Here is a 16942-nt window from a genome sequence, read left to right as displayed (position 1 = left end):
GGCTCAAGCTTGAGCCCGCCGGCCCCAGGACCCCCGTTTCAGACCCCTAAGACTTACAACCCTGAGAGGGATTGACGCATAGTGCTCGACGTCAACTTCTTCGATGAGCTCCGGATCGGTCTGGCCACCGCTGACGACATCCGTCAGTGGAGCCACGGCGAGGTCAAGAAGCCCGAGACCATCAACTACCGCACCCTCAAGCCCGAAAAGGACGGACTCTTCTGCGAGAAGATCTTCGGTCCGACCCGGGACTGGGAGTGCTACTGCGGCAAGTACAAGCGTGTCCGCTTCAAGGGCATCATCTGTGAGCGCTGCGGCGTCGAGGTCACTCGCGCCAAGGTGCGCCGTGAGCGGATGGGCCACATTGAGCTGGCCGCGCCCGTCACGCACATCTGGTACTTCAAGGGCGTCCCGTCGCGCCTCGGCTACCTCCTCGACCTCGCGCCGAAGGACCTCGAGAAGGTCATCTACTTCGCCGCGTACATGATCACGTTCGTGGACGAGGAGCGCCGCACCCGCGACCTGCCCTCCCTGGAGGCGCACGTCTCCGTGGAGCGCCAGCAGATCGAGAACCGCCGCGACGCCGACCTCGAGGCCCGCGCCAAGAAGCTCGAGACCGACCTGGCCGAGCTCGAGGCCGAGGGCGCCAAGGCCGACGTACGCCGCAAGGTGCGCGAAGGCGCCGAGCGCGAGATGAAGCAGCTCCGTGACCGCGCGCAGCGCGAGATCGACCGTCTCGACGAGGTCTGGAACCGCTTCAAGAACCTCAAGGTCCAGGACCTGGAGGGTGACGAGCTGCTCTACCGCGAGCTGCGTGACCGCTTCGGCACGTACTTCGACGGTTCGATGGGTGCCGCTGCTCTGCAGAAGCGCCTTGAGTCGTTCGACCTGGATGAGGAAGCCGAGCGGCTTCGCGAGATCATCCGTACCGGCAAGGGCCAGAAGAAGACCCGCGCGCTCAAGCGCCTCAAGGTCGTCTCCGCGTTCCTGCAGACCAGCAACAGCCCCAAGGGCATGGTGCTCGACTGCGTGCCGGTCATCCCGCCGGACCTGCGTCCGATGGTGCAGCTGGACGGTGGCCGCTTCGCGACCTCCGACCTGAACGACCTGTACCGCCGCGTGATCAACCGCAACAACCGCCTGAAGCGGCTTCTCGACCTCGGCGCGCCCGAGATCATCGTGAACAACGAGAAGCGCATGCTCCAGGAGGCGGTCGACGCCCTCTTCGACAACGGCCGTCGTGGTCGCCCGGTGACGGGCCCCGGCAACCGTCCGCTGAAGTCCCTCAGCGACATGCTGAAGGGCAAGCAGGGTCGATTCCGTCAGAACCTGCTCGGCAAGCGTGTGGACTACTCCGCGCGTTCCGTGATCGTCGTCGGTCCGCAGCTGAAGCTGCACCAGTGTGGTCTGCCCAAGGCCATGGCGCTTGAGCTCTTCAAGCCGTTCGTGATGAAGCGCCTGGTCGACCTGAACCACGCGCAGAACATCAAGTCGGCGAAGCGCATGGTCGAGCGCGGCCGCACGGTCGTGTACGACGTGCTCGAAGAGGTCATCGCGGAGCACCCGGTTCTGCTGAACCGTGCGCCCACGCTGCACCGCCTCGGCATCCAGGCGTTCGAGCCGCAGCTGGTCGAGGGCAAGGCCATCCAGATCCACCCGCTCGTCTGCACCGCGTTCAACGCGGACTTCGACGGTGACCAGATGGCCGTGCACCTGCCGCTCTCCGCGGAGGCGCAGGCCGAGGCCCGCATCCTGATGCTGTCCTCGAACAACATCCTCAAGCCCGCCGACGGCCGTCCGGTCACCATGCCCACCCAGGACATGGTGCTCGGCCTCTTCTTCCTCACCACGGACGAAGAGGAGCGCGAGGTCATCGGCGAGGGCCGGTCCTTCGGCTCCACGGCCGAGGCGATCATGGCGTTCGACGCCAAGGAGCTCTCGCTGCAGGCGAAGGTCGACATCCGCTTCCCGGTGGGCACCTTCCCGCCGCGCGGCTGGACCCCGCCGGTCGACGAGGACGGCGAAGACTCCGTCGGCGGCGGCGCGTACCAGCAGGGCGACAGCTTCCGGCTGCGTACGACCCTGGGCCGCGCGCTCTTCAACGAGCTGCTGCCCGAGGACTACCCGTTCGTCGACTACTCGGTGGGCAAGAAGCAGCTCTCCGAGATCGTCAACGACCTGGCCGAGCGCTACCCCAAGGTCATCGTGGCGGCGACGCTCGACAACCTGAAGGCGGCCGGCTTCTACTGGGCGACCCGTTCCGGTGTCACCGTGGCCATCTCCGACGTCGTGGTCCCCGAGGCCAAGAAGGCGATCGTCGCGGGCTACGAGGCGCAGGACGAGAAGGTCCAGAAGCAGTACGAGCGCGGTCTGATCACCAAGGAAGAGCGCACGCAGGAGCTCATCGCGATCTGGACCAAGGCGACCAACGAGGTCGCCGAGGCGATGAACGCGAACTTCCCCAAGACCAACCCCATCTTCATGATGGTTGACTCGGGTGCCCGAGGAAACATGATGCAGATGCGGCAGATCGCCGGTATGCGTGGTCTGGTGTCGAACGCGAAGAACGAGACCATCCCGCGTCCGATCAAGGCATCGTTCCGCGAGGGCCTGTCCGTCCTCGAGTACTTCATCTCCACGCACGGTGCCCGTAAGGGTCTCGCGGACACGGCCCTTCGTACCGCCGACTCCGGTTACCTCACCCGTCGTCTGGTCGACGTCTCCCAGGACGTCATCATTCGCGAGGAGGACTGTGGCACCGAGCGCGGTCTGAAGCTGAAGATCGCGGTCAAGGGCGAGGACGGCGTGCTCCGCAAGACGGAGAACGTCGAGACGTCCGTGTACGCCCGCATGCTGGCCGAGGACGTCGTCATCGACGGCAAGGTCATCGCGCCGGCCAACGTCGACCTCGGTGACGTGCTCATCGACGCCCTGGTCGCCAACGGCGTCGAGGAGGTCAAGACCCGCTCGGTCCTGACCTGTGAGTCCGCGGTCGGCACCTGCGCCTTCTGCTACGGCCGTTCGCTGGCCACCGGCAAGCTGGTCGACATCGGTGAGGCGGTCGGCATCATCGCCGCCCAGTCCATCGGTGAGCCCGGTACCCAGCTGACGATGCGTACCTTCCACACCGGTGGTGTGGCCGGTGACGACATCACCCAGGGTCTGCCCCGAGTCGTCGAGCTCTTCGAAGCCCGTACGCCGAAGGGTGTCGCCCCGATCTCCGAGGCCGCGGGCCGCGTCCGCATCGAGGAGACCGAGAAGACCAAGAAGCTCGTCGTCACCCCGGACGACGGCAGCGACGAGACGGCGTTCCCGATCTCGAAGCGTGCCCGTCTCCTGGTGGGCGAGGGCGACCACGTCGAGGTGGGCCAGAAGCTCACCGTGGGTGCCACCAACCCGCACGACGTGCTGCGCATCCTCGGCCAGCGCGCCGTCCAGGTGCACCTGGTCGGCGAGGTCCAGAAGGTCTACAACTCGCAGGGCGTGTCGATCCACGACAAGCACATCGAGATCATCATCCGGCAGATGCTGCGCCGTGTGACGATCATCGAGTCCGGCGACGCGGAGCTGCTGCCGGGCGAGCTCGTCGAGCGCTCGAAGTTCGAGACCGAGAACCGTCGTGTGGTCACCGAGGGCGGTCACCCCGCCTCCGGTCGTCCGCAGCTGATGGGTATCACCAAGGCATCGCTGGCGACGGAATCCTGGCTGTCGGCCGCCTCCTTCCAGGAGACGACCCGAGTCCTGACGGATGCGGCGATCAACGCCAAGTCCGACAGCCTCATCGGCCTCAAGGAGAACGTCATCATCGGTAAGCTCATCCCGGCCGGTACGGGCCTGTCCCGCTACCGCAACATCCGGGTCGAGCCGACCGAGGAGGCCAAGGCCGCGATGTACTCGGCCGTCGGCTACGACGACATCGACTACTCGCCCTTCGGGACGGGTTCGGGTCAGGCCGTGCCGCTGGAGGACTACGACTACGGTCCGTACAACCAGTAAGCGCGCCCAGCGCACACCACAGGGCGGTCACCCGGCGAGGTCGGGTGGCCGCCCTGCGGCGCGTTGGCGCATCATGGGGGCAGACAACTTCCGGGGGAGGCGCGCGTGACGAATCCGTCGTGGCAGCCGGGGCCGTGGCCGCCCAAGCAGGGACTGCCCGCCGCGCAGCCGGCCCAGCCGCCGATGCTCGCCGGGCATTCCGACCGTGAGCGCGCGGTCGACGTGCTGCGCGCCGGCTTCGCCGAGGGCCGCCTGCAGCAGGACGAGTACGAGCGGCGCGTGGAGCGGGCCTACCAGGCCCGCACGGTGGGGGAGTTGAGCCTGCTCGTCGCGGATCTGCCGCAGGGCCCGCTCGGCTTCCAGCAGCCCGTGGCCCAGCACCTGCCGCCGACCTTCATGCCGGTGGCGCCGCCCACGAACTCCAAGGCCGGCGTGGCGCTCGCGTGCGGGATCGGCACGTTCTTCACCCTGGGCCTGACGGCCGTGCCCGCGGTCATCGTGGGGCACATGGCCCGCGCGGAGATCCGCGAGACGCGCGAGGGCGGGGACGGGATGGCGGTGGCGGGGCTGGTCCTCGGCTGGCTGTCCATCGCGGGCTGGGCGCTGCTCCTGCTGCTGATCGTGGCGGCTTCGGGCTGACAGGGGGCCCCCGGCGGCGGAGATCGCGGGCCGACGGGGGAGACGGAGCCCGTCCGGCGCTTGAGGACGAGGCCGACGGCGCTTGAGGACGAGGCCGAAGGCCGATCAACCGCTCACGCCGCCCGCGGCGCCCGGCGTGTCCGGGGTCCGGGGTATTTGTTTTGACCGCAGCCAATGAGGTAGGTACGCTCAGACCTTGTGCCTGGGGTGTGCCTGGGCTCGCGTGCGTGTCTTCAACCGCACGGCGGGCTCGATACCGGCCACCGTAATCTGCGCCCTCTCCGCCTTGAGCGGGAGTCTGCAGCATTCGACACACCCGACCGCGTGGGTCGGCAACGTTCCAGGTTAGCTTTACTACTCGGCACACAGAAACCGGAGAAGTAGTGCCTACGATCCAGCAGCTGGTCCGCAAGGGCCGGCAGGACAAGGTCGAGAAGAACAAGACGCCCGCACTCGAGGGTTCCCCTCAGCGTCGTGGCGTCTGCACGCGTGTGTTCACGACCACCCCGAAGAAGCCGAACTCGGCCCTGCGTAAGGTCGCGCGTGTGCGTCTGACCAGCGGGATCGAGGTCACTGCTTACATTCCGGGTGAGGGACACAACCTGCAGGAGCACTCCATCGTGCTCGTGCGCGGCGGCCGTGTGAAGGACCTGCCCGGTGTTCGCTACAAGATCATCCGGGGTTCCCTTGACACTCAGGGTGTCAAGAACCGCAAGCAGGCCCGCAGCCGCTACGGCGCCAAGAAGGAGAAGTAAGAATGCCTCGTAAGGGCCCCGCCCCGAAGCGCCCGGTCATCATCGACCCGGTCTACGGCTCTCCTCTGGTGACCTCCCTCATCAACAAGGTGCTGCTGAACGGCAAGCGCTCCACCGCCGAGCGCATCGTCTACGGCGCCATGGAGGGTCTGCGTGAGAAGACGGGCAACGACCCGGTCATCACGCTGAAGCGCGCGCTCGAGAACATCAAGCCGACCCTCGAGGTCAAGTCCCGCCGCGTCGGTGGTGCGACCTACCAGGTGCCGATCGAGGTCAAGCCCGGTCGCGCCAACACGCTGGCCCTGCGCTGGCTGGTCGGTTACTCCCGCGCCCGTCGCGAGAAGACGATGACCGAGCGTCTGCTCAACGAGCTCCTCGACGCCTCCAACGGCCTCGGCGCCGCTGTGAAGAAGCGCGAGGACACCCACAAGATGGCCGAGTCCAACAAGGCCTTCGCGCACTACCGCTGGTAGTCGCTACCCACATCGAGACCGAGAGAAGACTGAGCCGATATGGCTACCACTTCACTTGACCTGGCCAAGGTGCGCAACATCGGCATCATGGCTCACATCGACGCGGGCAAGACGACGACCACCGAGCGGATCCTGTTCTACACCGGTGTTTCGTACAAGATCGGTGAGGTCCACGACGGCGCTGCCACGATGGACTGGATGGAGCAGGAGCAGGAGCGTGGCATCACGATCACCTCTGCTGCCACCACCTGTCACTGGCCGCTGAACGACGTCGACCACACCATCAACATCATCGACACCCCGGGCCACGTCGACTTCACCGTCGAGGTGGAGCGTTCGCTCCGCGTGCTCGACGGTGCCGTGACGGTGTTCGACGGCGTCGCCGGCGTTGAGCCCCAGTCCGAGACCGTGTGGCGTCAGGCGGACCGCTACGGCGTCCCGCGCATCTGCTTCGTCAACAAGCTCGACCGCACCGGAGCCGAGTTCCACCGCTGCGTCGACATGATCGTCGACCGCCTCGGTGCGACCCCGATCGTCATGCAGCTGCCCATCGGGGCCGAGGCTGACTTCAAGGGCGTCGTCGACCTCGTCACGATGAAGGCATTCGTCTGGTCCGCCGAGACCAAGATGGGCGAGGCCTACGACATCGTCGACATCCCGGCCACGCACACCGAGGCCGCCGACGAGTGGCGCGGCAAGCTGCTCGAGGCCGTGGCCGAGAACGACGAAGAGATGATGGAGCTGTACCTCGAGGGCAAGGAGCCCACCGAGGACCAGCTGTACGCGGCGATCCGTCGCATCACCATCGCCTCCGGCAAGGGCGGCGACACCACCGTCACCCCCGTGTTCTGTGGCACCGCGTTCAAGAACAAGGGCGTTCAGCCCCTGCTCGACGCGGTCGTGCGCTACCTCCCCTCGCCCCTGGACGTCGAGGCCATCGAGGGCCACGGCGTGAAGGACCCGGACGAGGTCGTCAAGCGCAAGCCGTCCGACGCCGAGCCCCTGTCGGCCCTCGCGTTCAAGATCGCGAGCGACCCGCACCTGGGCAAGCTCACCTTCGTCCGGATCTACTCCGGCCGCCTGGACTCCGGCACCGCGGTGCTGAACTCCGTCAAGGGCAAGAAGGAGCGCATCGGCAAGATCTACCGCATGCACGCGAACAAGCGTGAGGAGATCGAGTCGGTGGGCGCCGGTGACATCGTCGCCGTCATGGGTCTGAAGCAGACCACCACGGGTGAGACGCTCTGTGACGACAAGCAGCCGGTGATCCTGGAGTCCATGGACTTCCCGGCGCCGGTCATCCAGGTCGCCATCGAGCCGAAGTCCAAGGGCGACCAGGAGAAGCTGGGTGTCGCCATCCAGCGCCTCTCGGAGGAGGACCCCTCCTTCCAGGTCCACTCGGACGAGGAGACCGGCCAGACCATCATCGGTGGTATGGGCGAGCTTCACCTCGAGGTGCTCGTCGACCGCATGAAGCGCGAGTTCCGCGTCGAGGCGAACGTCGGCAAGCCGCAGGTCGCGTACCGCGAGACGATCCGCAAGACGGTCGAGCGCGTGGACTACACCCACAAGAAGCAGACCGGTGGTACCGGTCAGTTCGCCAAGGTGCAGATCGCGATCGAGCCCATCGTGGACGGCGACGCGTCGTACGAGTTCGTGAACAAGGTCACCGGTGGTCGCATCCCGCGGGAGTACATCCCGTCGGTCGACGCCGGCTGCCAGGAGGCCATGCAGTTCGGCATCCTCGCCGGTTACGAGATGACCGGCGTGCGCGTCACGCTGCTCGACGGTGCGTACCACGAGGTCGACTCCTCCGAGCTCGCCTTCAAGATCGCCGGTTCGCAGGCCTTCAAGGAGGCCGCGCGCAAGGCCAGCCCCGTGCTCCTCGAGCCGATGATGGCCGTTGAGGTCACCACGCCCGAGGACTACATGGGCGATGTCATCGGCGACATCAACTCCCGCCGTGGCCAGATCCAGGCCATGGAGGAGCGCAGCGGCGCTCGCGTCGTGAAGGGCCTCGTGCCCCTCTCGGAGATGTTCGGCTACGTCGGAGACCTCCGCAGCAAGACGTCGGGTCGCGCAAGCTACTCGATGCAGTTCGACTCCTACGCCGAGGTTCCGCGGAACGTCGCCGAGGAGATCATCGCGAAGGCCAAGGGCGAGTAACTCACCCGAGTACACGCTTTAGGCTTGACACCGTCTGCCGGGGCAAACCCCGCAATCCGTGAGGAATGCCCCGGCGGTCGGCACCCCAGCAAAGATCACCTGGCGCCGATGAAGTAAGGCGTACAGAACCACTCCACAGGAGGACCCCAGTGGCGAAGGCGAAGTTCGAGCGGACTAAGCCGCACGTCAACATCGGCACCATCGGTCACATCGACCACGGTAAGACGACCCTCACGGCCGCCATTACCAAGGTGCTGCACGACGCGTACCCCGACCTGAACGAGGCCTCGGCCTTCGACCAGATCGACAAGGCTCCCGAGGAGCGCCAGCGCGGTATCACGATCTCCATCGCGCACGTCGAGTACCAGACGGAGGCGCGCCACTACGCCCACGTCGACTGCCCCGGTCACGCGGACTACATCAAGAACATGATCACGGGTGCGGCGCAGATGGACGGCGCCATCCTCGTGGTCGCCGCCACCGACGGCCCGATGCCGCAGACCAAGGAGCACGTGCTCCTGGCCCGCCAGGTCGGCGTTCCGTACATCGTCGTCGCCCTGAACAAGGCCGACATGGTGGACGACGAGGAGATCCTGGAGCTCGTCGAGCTCGAGGTCCGTGAGCTCCTCTCCGAGTACGAGTTCCCGGGCGACGACGTTCCGGTCGTCAAGGTCTCGGCTCTGAAGGCGCTCGAGGGCGACAAGGAGTGGGGCAACACCGTCCTCGACCTGATGAAGGCCGTCGACGAGTCCATCCCGCAGCCCGAGCGTGACGTCGACAAGCCGTTCCTGATGCCGATCGAGGACGTCTTCACGATCACCGGTCGTGGCACGGTCGTCACCGGTCGTATCGAGCGTGGTGTCCTCAAGGTCAACGAGACCGTCGACATCATCGGCATCAAGACCGAGAAGACCACCACCACGGTCACCGGCATCGAGATGTTCCGCAAGCTGCTCGACGAGGGCCAGGCCGGTGAGAACGTCGGTCTGCTCCTCCGTGGCATCAAGCGCGAGGACGTCGAGCGCGGCCAGGTCATCATCAAGCCGGGCTCGGTCACCCCGCACACCGAGTTCGAGGCGCAGGCGTACATCCTGTCGAAGGACGAGGGTGGCCGTCACACCCCGTTCTTCAACAACTACCGCCCGCAGTTCTACTTCCGTACGACGGACGTGACCGGCGTCGTGACCCTCCCCGAGGGCACCGAGATGGTCATGCCGGGTGACAACACCGAGATGAAGGTGGAGCTCATCCAGCCCGTCGCCATGGAAGAGGGCCTGAAGTTCGCCATCCGTGAGGGTGGCCGGACCGTCGGCGCCGGCCAGGTCACCAAGATCAACAAGTAAGGTTCCCTTGCTTGCTGGTCGGGGAGACCCGGCTGCTCTGAACTGAGCGCAGCGAGAGGCCCCACGCGCCATTACGGCGGGTGGGGCCTCTTGTCATGTCCTCTTGTCGTGCCCGCTTGTGGTTGTCCGGGGGCTCCGGCACGGCCGCGCCGCTTGACAAGCCGCTCGATTGGCCTTCGTCGTCCCACGTATGGCACACTGTTCAGGTTGCTCGGTTGAGTGCCGATGCTGCGCGCCTCCCGCCGGGAGGACTGGAAGCGAGTCCCACGGTACTCGTCGCCCCAACTGCCGAAAGGCAGCGCTGAGGCGGACGTACGGGAATCTTCCGGGAAGTGCGGCAAGGTGGCTCGACCAGGCGCCCGGTGGGTTTCTTCCCCCGGACCCGCGGTCGTTTCAAGGGCCGCAGCCCCTAGCAGGGAAATCCTTCGGGAGATCTGTGTGAGCGGGACTGCGACACGCCCGACCGCGTGGGTCGGATGGAAGTAGAAAACAGGGCCTCCTGAGGTGCCAGAGCGTTCGAGACAAAGGACTACTAAGTAGCCATGGCGGGACAGAAGATCCGCATCCGGCTCAAGGCCTACGACCACGAGGTCATCGACTCCTCGGCGAAGAAGATCGTCGAGACGGTGACGCGTACTGGTGCGTCGGTCGCGGGCCCGGTGCCGCTGCCCACTGAGAAGAACGTGTACTGCGTCATCAAGTCGCCGCACAAGTACAAGGATTCTCGCGAGCACTTCGAGATGCGCACGCACAAGCGCCTGATCGACATCCTCGACCCCACGCCCAAGACCGTTGACTCGCTGATGCGCCTGGACCTTCCGGCCGGCGTCGACATCGAGATCAAGCTCTGAGAGGCACGGAAGAGATGACCAAGCAGATCAAGGGCATCCTGGGCGAGAAGCTCGGCATGACCCAGGTCTGGGACGAGAACAACCGTGTCGTCCCGGTGACCGTGGTCAAGGCCGGGCCCTGCGTCGTTACCCAGGTCCGTAAGAATGACATCGACGGCTACGAGTCGGTCCAGATCGCCTTCGGCGAGATCGACCCGCGCAAGGTGAACAAGCCCCTCAAGGGCCACTTCGCCAAGGCCGACGTCACCCCCCGCCGCCACCTCGTCGAGATCCGTACCGCTGACGCCAGCGAGTACACCCTCGGCCAGGAGCTGACCGCCGAGACCTTCGAGTCCGGCGTCAAGGTCGACGTGACCGGCAAGAGCAAGGGCAAGGGCTTCGCCGGTGTCATGAAGCGCCACAACTTCGGTGGCCTCGGCTCCAGCCACGGCACCCAGCGCAAGCACCGCTCGCCCGGTTCCATCGGTGGCTGCGCCACCCCGGGCCGTGTGTTCAAGGGCCTCCGCATGGCGGGCCGCATGGGCAACGAGCGGGTCACCACCCAGAACCTGACCGTTCACGCCGTTGACGCGGAGAAGGGTCTGCTCCTCATCAAGGGAGCGGTGCCCGGTCCGAACGGCGGCCTCGTCCTGGTCCGTACCGCGGCCAAGGGGGCTTGAGGAACCGATGAGCACCATTGACATCCTTTCGCCGGCAGGCGACAAGGCCGGGACCGTCGAGCTCCCCGCGGAGATCTTCGACGTCGAGAAGGTCAGCATTCCGCTGATCCACCAGGTCGTTGTCGCACAGCTGGCCGCTGCCCGTCAGGGCACGCACAAGACGAAGACCCGTGGCGAGGTCCGCGGCGGCGGCAAGAAGCCGTACCGCCAGAAGGGCACCGGTCGCGCCCGTCAGGGCTCGACCCGCGCGCCGCAGTTCGCCGGTGGTGGCGTCGTGCACGGTCCCGTGCCGCGTGACTACTCGCAGCGGACCCCGAAGAAGATGAAGGCCGCGGCCCTGCGCCACGCCCTCACCGACCGGGCCCGCAACGCTCGCATCCACGTCGTCTCCGGCGTGATCGAGGGCGAGACCCCGTCGACCAAGGCCGCGAAGAGCCTGCTCGGCAAGATCAGCGAGCGCAAGAACGTGCTCCTGGTCATCGAGCGCTCGGACGAGGCCGCGCTGCTGTCCGCGCGCAACCTGCCCCAGGTCCACATCCTGGAGCCGGGCCAGCTCAACACGTACGACGTTCTCGTCTCGGACGACGTGGTCTTCACCCAGGCCGCGCTCGAGTCCTTCGTGTCTGGCCCCAAGGCCAACGACACCGAAGGGAGCGAGGTCTGATGGCTATCCGTCACCCCGCTATCGCCTCGAAGGCGGCCAAGGCCGCCAAGGTCGCGCGCGTCGCCAAGGCGAAGCGCCACGCCACCGAGGGCAAGAACACCGTTGAGACGCCGCTGAGCAAGAGCTTCACGGACCCCCGTGACGTCCTCCTCAAGCCGGTCGTCTCCGAGAAGAGCTACGCGCTGCTCGACGAGGGCAAGTACACCTTCGTCGTCGCGCCCGGCGCCAACAAGACCCAGATCAAGCAGGCCGTCGAGGCGGTCTTCTCGGTCAAGGTCACCGGCGTCAACACGCTCAACCGCCAGGGCAAGCGCAAGCGCACCCGCACGGGCTTCGGCAAGCGTGCCGACTCCAAGCGCGCGATCGTGACCCTCGCTGAGGGCGACCGTATCGACATCTTCGGCCAGGCCTCCTAACGGAGCGCCCTGGTCCGAATATCGGACGAGGACTGAGAAATGGGAATCCGCAAGTACAAGCCGACGACGCCGGGCCGCCGTGGCTCCTCCGTCGCCGACTTCGTCGAGGTCACGCGGTCCACGCCGGAGAAGTCGCTGGTCCGCCCGCTGCACAGCAAGGGCGGCCGTAACAACGCCGGTCGTGTGACCGTTCGCCACCAGGGTGGCGGACACAAGCGCGCCTACCGCGTGATCGACTTCCGTCGTCACGACAAGGACGGCGTGCCGGCGAAGGTCGCGCACATCGAGTACGACCCCAACCGCACCGCGCGCATCGCGCTGCTGCACTACGCAGACGGCGAGAAGCGCTACATCATCGCTCCGCGCGGCCTGTCGCAGGGTGACCGGATTGAGAACGGCCCCGGCGCCGACATCAAGCCCGGCAACAACCTCGCGCTCCGCAACATCCCGGTCGGTACCACGATCCACGCGATCGAGCTCCGTCCGGGTGGTGGCGCCAAGTTCGCCCGCTCCGCGGGTGCCTCCGTGCAGCTGCTGGCGAAGGAGGGCTCGATGGCCCACCTTCGTATGCCGTCCGGTGAGATCCGCCTGGTCGACGTGCGCTGCCGCGCCACGGTCGGCGAGGTCGGCAACGCCGAGCAGTCGAACATCAACTGGGGCAAGGCCGGCCGCATGCGCTGGAAGGGCGTCCGCCCGACCGTGCGTGGTGTCGTGATGAACCCGGTCGACCACCCGCACGGCGGTGGCGAGGGCAAGACCTCCGGTGGTCGCCACCCGGTCTCGCCCTGGGGCAAGAAGGAAATGCGTACTCGTGATCGCAACAAGGCGAGTAACAAGTACATCGTCCGCCGCCGCAAGACGAACAAGAAGCGCTAGGAGCGGGTTTAGATGCCGCGCAGTCTCAAGAAGGGGCCCTTCGTCGACGACCACCTGATCAAGAAGGTGGACGTACAGAACGAAGCAGGCACCAAGAACGTCATCAAGACCTGGTCCCGTCGCTCGATGATCGTCCCGGCCATGCTGGGCCACACGATCGCGGTGCACAACGGCAAGACCCACATCCCGGTGTTCGTCACCGAGTCGATGGTCGGCCACAAGCTCGGCGAGTTCTCGCCGACTCGCACCTTCCGCGGCCACGTCAAGGACGACCGGAAGTCGAAGCGCCGCTAAGCGGGGTGGAACGACTATGACTAACACCGAAGGGACAACCATGGAAGCCAGGGCCCAGGCGCGGTACATCCGCGTCACGCCCATGAAGGCCCGCCGCGTGGTGGACCTCATCCGTGGCATGGATGCCACGGAGGCTCAGGCGGTCCTGCGTTTCGCCCCGCAGGCCGCGAGCGTGCCGGTTGGCAAGGTGCTTGACAGCGCCATCGCCAACGCTGCACACAACTACGACCACTCGGACGCCTCTTCGCTGGTCATCAGCGAGGCGTACGTGGACGAGGGCCCGACCCTGAAGCGGTTCCGTCCGCGTGCCCAGGGCCGTGCCTACCGGATCCGTAAGCGGACCAGCCACATCACCGTGGTCGTCAGCAGCAAGGAAGGAACCCGGTAATGGGCCAGAAGGTAAACCCGCACGGGTTCCGGCTCGGTGTCACGACCGACTTCAAGTCGCGTTGGTACGCCGACAAGCTGTACAAGGACTACGTCAAGGAAGACGTCGCCATCCGTCGGATGATGACGTCCGGCATGGAGCGCGCCGGCATCTCGAAGGTTGAGATCGAGCGCACCCGTGACCGCGTGCGGGTGGACATCCACACCGCTCGTCCCGGCATCGTCATCGGCCGCCGTGGCGCCGAGGCCGACCGCATCCGCGGTGACCTCGAGAAGCTCACGGGCAAGCAGGTCCAGCTGAACATCCTCGAGGTCAAGAACCCCGAGGTCGACGCTCAGCTCGTGGCCCAGGCCGTGGCGGAGCAGCTGTCCTCCCGCGTCTCCTTCCGTCGCGCCATGCGTAAGAGCATGCAGTCGGCGATGAAGGCGGGCGCCAAGGGCATCAAGATCCAGTGTGGCGGTCGTCTCGGCGGTGCCGAGATGTCCCGTTCGGAGTTCTACCGCGAGGGCCGTGTGCCCCTGCACACGCTCCGCGCCAACGTGGACTACGGCTTCTTCGAGGCCAAGACGACCTTCGGCCGCATCGGCGTGAAGGTCTGGATCTACAAGGGCGACGTGAAGAACATCGCCGAGGTCCGCGCCGAGAACGCCGCTGCCCGCGCCGGCAACCGCCCGGCCCGTGGTGGCCGCGGTGGCGAGCGTGGCGGTCGCGGTCGCAAGCCGCAGCAGCAGTCCGCGCCGGCTGCCGAGGCCCCCAAGGCCGACGCTCCCGCCGCCGCTGCCGCTCCGGCTGAGAGCACCGGAACGGAGGCCTGACCGAAATGCTGATCCCCCGTAGGGTCAAGCACCGCAAGCAGCACCACCCCAAGCGCCGCGGTATGGCCAAGGGTGGTACGACGGTTGCGTTCGGCGAGTACGGCATCCAGGCCATGACCCCGGCGTACGTGACCAACCGCCAGATCGAGGCGGCCCGTATCGCGATGACCCGCCACATCAAGCGTGGCGGCAAGGTCTGGATCAACATCTACCCGGACCGCCCGCTGACCAAGAAGCCCGCCGAGACCCGCATGGGTTCCGGTAAGGGTTCCCCCGAGTGGTGGGTCGCGAACGTGCACCCGGGCCGGGTGATGTTCGAGCTGTCCTACCCGAACGAGAAGATTGCGCGTGAGGCTCTCACTCGCGCAGCCCACAAGCTGCCGATGAAGTGCCGGATCGTCAAGCGCGAGGCAGGTGAAGCGTGATGTCGGCCGGTACCAAGGCGTCTGAGCTGCGCGAGCTGGGCAACGAGGAGCTCCTCAACAAGCTCCGCGAGGCCAAGGAAGAGCTGTTCAATCTCCGCTTCCAGGCGGCGACGGGTCAGCTCGAGAACCACGGTCGGCTGAAGGCCGTCCGTAAGGACATCGCGCGGATCTACACCCTGATGCGTGAGCGCGAGCTGGGCATCGAGACGGTGGAGAGCGCCTGATGAGCGAGAACAACGTGACTGAAGAGACGAAGGCCGCGCGCGGCTTCCGCAAGACCCGTGAGGGTCTGGTCGTCAGCGACAAGATGGACAAGACCGTCGTCGTCGCCGTCGAGGACCGCGTCAAGCACGCGCTGTACGGCAAGGTCATCCGCCGTACCAACAAGCTCAAGGCGCACGACGAGCAGAACGCTGCCGGCGTCGGCGACCGCGTCCTCCTGATGGAGACGCGTCCGCTGTCGGCGACCAAGCGCTGGCGCATCGTCGAGATCCTCGAGAAGGCCAAGTAGGTAATTCCCGCAAGGGAATTCCAACAAGTACAGCTCCGAGGGGTATCCCTCAGAGTTCGTTCCGCCAGGCTCGGCAGGGGCCCATCCCGTAAGAGAGAAGCCCCTGCCGGGAACCGGCAGACAAACAGGAGATAGACGTGATCCAGCAGGAGTCGCGACTTCGCGTCGCCGACAACACGGGTGCGAAGGAAATCCTCACCATCCGTGTTCTCGGTGGTTCGGGTCGCCGCTACGCGGGCATCGGTGACGTCATCGTCGCCACCGTCAAGGACGCGATCCCCGGTGGCAACGTGAAGAAGGGTGACGTCGTCAAGGCGGTCATCGTTCGCACCGTCAAGGAGCGCCGCCGTCCGGACGGCTCGTACATCCGCTTCGACGAGAACGCCGCCGTCATTCTGAAGAACGACGGCGACCCTCGCGGCACCCGTATCTTCGGCCCGGTCGGCCGTGAGCTGCGCGAGAAGAAGTTCATGAAGATCATCTCGCTCGCGCCGGAGGTGCTGTAAGCATGAAGATCAAGAAGGGCGACCTGGTCCAGGTCATCACCGGTAAGGACAAGGGCAAGCAGGGCAAGGTCATTGCCGCTTACCCGCGCGACGAGCGCGTCCTGGTCGAGGGTGTCAACCGGGTCAAGAAGCACACGAAGGCCGGCCCGACCGCCAGCGGCTCGCAGGCCGGCGGCATCGTGACCACCGAGGCCCCCGTCCACGTCTCCAACGTCCAGCTGGTCGTGGAGAAGGACGGCAACAAGGTCGTCACGCGCGTCGGTTACCGCTTCGACGACGAGGGCAACAAGATCCGCGTTGCCAAGCGGACGGGTGAGGACATCTGATGACGACCACCACCACTCCGCGCCTCAAGACGAAGTACCGCGAGGAGATCCAGGGCAAGCTGCAGGAGGAGTTCTCGTACGAGAACGTCATGCAGATCCCCGGTCTCGTCAAGATCGTGGTGAACATGGGTGTCGGCGACGCCGCCCGTGACTCCAAGCTCATGGACGGTGCCGTCCGTGACCTGACCACGATCACCGGTCAGAAGCCGGCCATCACCAAGGCCCGGAAGTCCATCGCGCAGTTCAAGCTGCGTGAGGGTCAGCCGATCGGTGCCCACGTCACGCTCCGTGGCGACCGCATGTGGGAGTTCCTGGACCGCACCCTGTCGCTCGCGCTGCCGCGCATCCGCGACTTCCGTGGTCTGTCCCCCAAGCAGTTCGACGGCCGTGGCAACTACACCTTCGGTCTCACGGAGCAGGTCATGTTCCACGAGATCGACCAGGACAAGATCGACCGTGTCCGGGGTATGGACATCACCGTGGTCACCACGGCGACCAACGACGCTGAGGGCCGTGCCCTTCTCCGTCACCTCGGCTTCCCGTTCAAGGAGGCGTAAGCGAGATGGCGAAGAAGGCTCTGATTGCCAAGGCTGCTCGTAAGCCCAAGTTCGGTGTGCGTGCGTACACCCGCTGCCAGCGCTGCGGCCGCCCGCACTCCGTGTACCGCAAGTTCGGCCTGTGCCGCGTGTGCCTTCGTGAGATGGCTCACCGTGGCGAGCTGCCGGGCGTGACCAAGAGCTCCTGGTAACTCCCTTCTGTCCTTAGGACATTAGGGATAACCGGACGCTCTCGGTAAGCAATGAGGTTGGTGGGTGGCCCACCGCACATGGCTTAGGCTT

The 16942-nt window shown here is 66.1% G+C and carries 21 protein-coding genes; all 21 read left to right on the top strand.

From position 1 onward, the window contains the following. Positions 1-81: 81 nt before the first annotated feature. The 21 genes from STRAU_RS35290 to STRAU_RS35190 all read left to right on the top strand — a co-directional run bounded on the left by STRAU_RS35290 (position 82) and on the right by STRAU_RS35190 (position 16851). Positions 82-3996 (top strand): DNA-directed RNA polymerase subunit beta', encoded by a 3915-nt coding sequence (locus STRAU_RS35290; RefSeq protein WP_016645185.1) that lies wholly within the window; start codon positions 82-84, stop codon positions 3994-3996. A gap of 105 nt (positions 3997-4101) precedes the next feature. Further along, on the top strand, positions 4102-4635 hold the full coding sequence (locus STRAU_RS35285; RefSeq protein WP_016645184.1) for a DUF1707 and DUF4190 domain-containing protein: 534 nt from the start codon (positions 4102-4104) through the stop codon (positions 4633-4635). Between the two features lie 383 nt (positions 4636-5018). After that, positions 5019-5390 carry a 30S ribosomal protein S12 gene (gene rpsL, locus STRAU_RS35280; RefSeq protein WP_003948652.1) on the top strand — a complete coding sequence of 124 codons (372 nt, stop codon included), beginning with the start codon at positions 5019-5021 and terminating at the stop codon, positions 5388-5390. A gap of 2 nt (positions 5391-5392) precedes the next feature. Then, positions 5393-5863, top strand: a complete 471-nt coding sequence (rpsG, locus tag STRAU_RS35275; RefSeq protein WP_003974303.1) for a 30S ribosomal protein S7 — start codon at positions 5393-5395, stop codon at positions 5861-5863. A gap of 39 nt (positions 5864-5902) precedes the next feature. Next, a complete protein-coding gene (gene fusA / locus STRAU_RS35270; protein WP_016645183.1) occupies positions 5903-8029 on the top strand; it encodes an elongation factor G in 2127 nt (708 codons plus the stop codon). Between the two features lie 149 nt (positions 8030-8178). Beyond that, positions 8179-9372 (top strand): elongation factor Tu, encoded by a 1194-nt coding sequence (tuf, locus tag STRAU_RS35265; protein ID WP_016645182.1) that lies wholly within the window; start codon positions 8179-8181, stop codon positions 9370-9372. Between the two features lie 542 nt (positions 9373-9914). Then, the gene (gene rpsJ, locus STRAU_RS35260) at positions 9915-10223 is read left to right on the top strand and encodes a 30S ribosomal protein S10 (RefSeq protein WP_003948644.1); all 309 of its coding nucleotides are present in this window, start codon (positions 9915-9917) and stop codon (positions 10221-10223) included. A 14-nt stretch (positions 10224-10237) separates the two neighbouring features. Then, a complete protein-coding gene (gene rplC, locus STRAU_RS35255) occupies positions 10238-10882 on the top strand; it encodes a 50S ribosomal protein L3 (protein WP_016645181.1) in 645 nt (214 codons plus the stop codon). 7 nt (positions 10883-10889) lie between these two features. After that, positions 10890-11546, top strand: coding sequence for a 50S ribosomal protein L4 (gene rplD, locus STRAU_RS35250; protein ID WP_016645180.1), 657 nt, complete (start codon positions 10890-10892; stop codon positions 11544-11546). Beyond that, positions 11546-11962, top strand: a complete 417-nt coding sequence (gene rplW, locus STRAU_RS35245) for a 50S ribosomal protein L23 (protein WP_016645179.1) — start codon at positions 11546-11548, stop codon at positions 11960-11962. The genes rplD and rplW overlap by 1 nt, the downstream gene beginning before the upstream one ends. Before the next feature lie 39 nt (positions 11963-12001). Beyond that, positions 12002-12838 carry a 50S ribosomal protein L2 gene (gene rplB / locus STRAU_RS35240; protein ID WP_016645178.1) on the top strand — a complete coding sequence of 279 codons (837 nt, stop codon included), beginning with the start codon at positions 12002-12004 and terminating at the stop codon, positions 12836-12838. 12 nt (positions 12839-12850) lie between these two features. Then, positions 12851-13132 (top strand): 30S ribosomal protein S19, encoded by a 282-nt coding sequence (gene rpsS, locus STRAU_RS35235; protein ID WP_003948639.1) that lies wholly within the window; start codon positions 12851-12853, stop codon positions 13130-13132. Between the two features lie 40 nt (positions 13133-13172). Continuing rightward, positions 13173-13520 (top strand): 50S ribosomal protein L22, encoded by a 348-nt coding sequence (rplV, locus tag STRAU_RS35230; RefSeq protein ID WP_016645177.1) that lies wholly within the window; start codon positions 13173-13175, stop codon positions 13518-13520. Beyond that, a complete protein-coding gene (gene rpsC, locus STRAU_RS35225) occupies positions 13520-14335 on the top strand; it encodes a 30S ribosomal protein S3 (RefSeq protein WP_016645176.1) in 816 nt (271 codons plus the stop codon). The genes rplV and rpsC overlap by 1 nt, the downstream gene beginning before the upstream one ends. A 5-nt stretch (positions 14336-14340) precedes the next feature. After that, positions 14341-14760 carry a 50S ribosomal protein L16 gene (gene rplP / locus STRAU_RS35220; protein ID WP_005313579.1) on the top strand — a complete coding sequence of 140 codons (420 nt, stop codon included), beginning with the start codon at positions 14341-14343 and terminating at the stop codon, positions 14758-14760. Next, positions 14760-14984, top strand: coding sequence for a 50S ribosomal protein L29 (gene rpmC / locus STRAU_RS35215; RefSeq protein ID WP_010036720.1), 225 nt, complete (start codon positions 14760-14762; stop codon positions 14982-14984). The genes rplP and rpmC overlap by 1 nt, the downstream gene beginning before the upstream one ends. Beyond that, complete coding sequence (gene rpsQ / locus STRAU_RS35210) at positions 14984-15271, top strand: 30S ribosomal protein S17 (RefSeq protein ID WP_016645175.1); 288 nt, start codon at positions 14984-14986, stop codon at positions 15269-15271. Before rpmC ends, rpsQ begins: the two co-directional genes overlap by 1 nt. Positions 15272-15408: 137 nt before the next feature. Then, positions 15409-15777, top strand: a complete 369-nt coding sequence (rplN, locus tag STRAU_RS35205; RefSeq protein WP_003974257.1) for a 50S ribosomal protein L14 — start codon at positions 15409-15411, stop codon at positions 15775-15777. 2 nt (positions 15778-15779) lie between these two features. Next, positions 15780-16103 carry a 50S ribosomal protein L24 gene (rplX, locus tag STRAU_RS35200; RefSeq protein ID WP_016645174.1) on the top strand — a complete coding sequence of 108 codons (324 nt, stop codon included), beginning with the start codon at positions 15780-15782 and terminating at the stop codon, positions 16101-16103. After that, positions 16103-16660, top strand: a complete 558-nt coding sequence (rplE, locus tag STRAU_RS35195; protein WP_016645173.1) for a 50S ribosomal protein L5 — start codon at positions 16103-16105, stop codon at positions 16658-16660. Before rplX ends, rplE begins: the two co-directional genes overlap by 1 nt. Positions 16661-16665: 5 nt before the next feature. Continuing rightward, positions 16666-16851, top strand: a complete 186-nt coding sequence (locus STRAU_RS35190; protein ID WP_003956452.1) for a type Z 30S ribosomal protein S14 — start codon at positions 16666-16668, stop codon at positions 16849-16851. The last annotated feature ends 91 nt before the right edge of the window (positions 16852-16942 follow it).

The organism is Streptomyces aurantiacus JA 4570 (assembly GCF_000414115.1).
Lineage (GTDB): Bacteria > Actinomycetota > Actinomycetes > Streptomycetales > Streptomycetaceae > Streptomyces > Streptomyces aurantiacus_A.
Note: the sequence above shows the minus strand (reverse complement) of the source record. Positions and strands in the feature narration are given on the sequence as shown.

What these genes read in the sequence shown, in the direction of transcription:
- rplV (WP_016645177.1), top strand. Translation starts at nt 13,173, where the DNA reads ATGGAAGCCAGGGCCCAGGCGCGGTACATCCGCGTCACGCCCATGAAG.
- rplW (WP_016645179.1), top strand. Translation starts at nt 11,546, where the DNA reads ATGGCTATCCGTCACCCCGCTATCGCCTCGAAGGCGGCCAAGGCCGCC.
- STRAU_RS35190 (WP_003956452.1), top strand. Translation starts at nt 16,666, where the DNA reads ATGGCGAAGAAGGCTCTGATTGCCAAGGCTGCTCGTAAGCCCAAGTTC.
- rpsJ (WP_003948644.1), top strand. Translation starts at nt 9,915, where the DNA reads ATGGCGGGACAGAAGATCCGCATCCGGCTCAAGGCCTACGACCACGAG.
- rpsQ (WP_016645175.1), top strand. Translation starts at nt 14,984, where the DNA reads ATGAGCGAGAACAACGTGACTGAAGAGACGAAGGCCGCGCGCGGCTTC.
- rplP (WP_005313579.1), top strand. Translation starts at nt 14,341, where the DNA reads ATGCTGATCCCCCGTAGGGTCAAGCACCGCAAGCAGCACCACCCCAAG.
- fusA (WP_016645183.1), top strand. Translation starts at nt 5,903, where the DNA reads ATGGCTACCACTTCACTTGACCTGGCCAAGGTGCGCAACATCGGCATC.
- rplB (WP_016645178.1), top strand. Translation starts at nt 12,002, where the DNA reads ATGGGAATCCGCAAGTACAAGCCGACGACGCCGGGCCGCCGTGGCTCC.
- rplC (WP_016645181.1), top strand. Translation starts at nt 10,238, where the DNA reads ATGACCAAGCAGATCAAGGGCATCCTGGGCGAGAAGCTCGGCATGACC.
- rpsG (WP_003974303.1), top strand. Translation starts at nt 5,393, where the DNA reads ATGCCTCGTAAGGGCCCCGCCCCGAAGCGCCCGGTCATCATCGACCCG.
- rplE (WP_016645173.1), top strand. Translation starts at nt 16,103, where the DNA reads ATGACGACCACCACCACTCCGCGCCTCAAGACGAAGTACCGCGAGGAG.
- rpmC (WP_010036720.1), top strand. Translation starts at nt 14,760, where the DNA reads ATGTCGGCCGGTACCAAGGCGTCTGAGCTGCGCGAGCTGGGCAACGAG.
- rplX (WP_016645174.1), top strand. Translation starts at nt 15,780, where the DNA reads ATGAAGATCAAGAAGGGCGACCTGGTCCAGGTCATCACCGGTAAGGAC.
- rpsC (WP_016645176.1), top strand. Translation starts at nt 13,520, where the DNA reads ATGGGCCAGAAGGTAAACCCGCACGGGTTCCGGCTCGGTGTCACGACC.
- rplD (WP_016645180.1), top strand. Translation starts at nt 10,890, where the DNA reads ATGAGCACCATTGACATCCTTTCGCCGGCAGGCGACAAGGCCGGGACC.
- rpsS (WP_003948639.1), top strand. Translation starts at nt 12,851, where the DNA reads ATGCCGCGCAGTCTCAAGAAGGGGCCCTTCGTCGACGACCACCTGATC.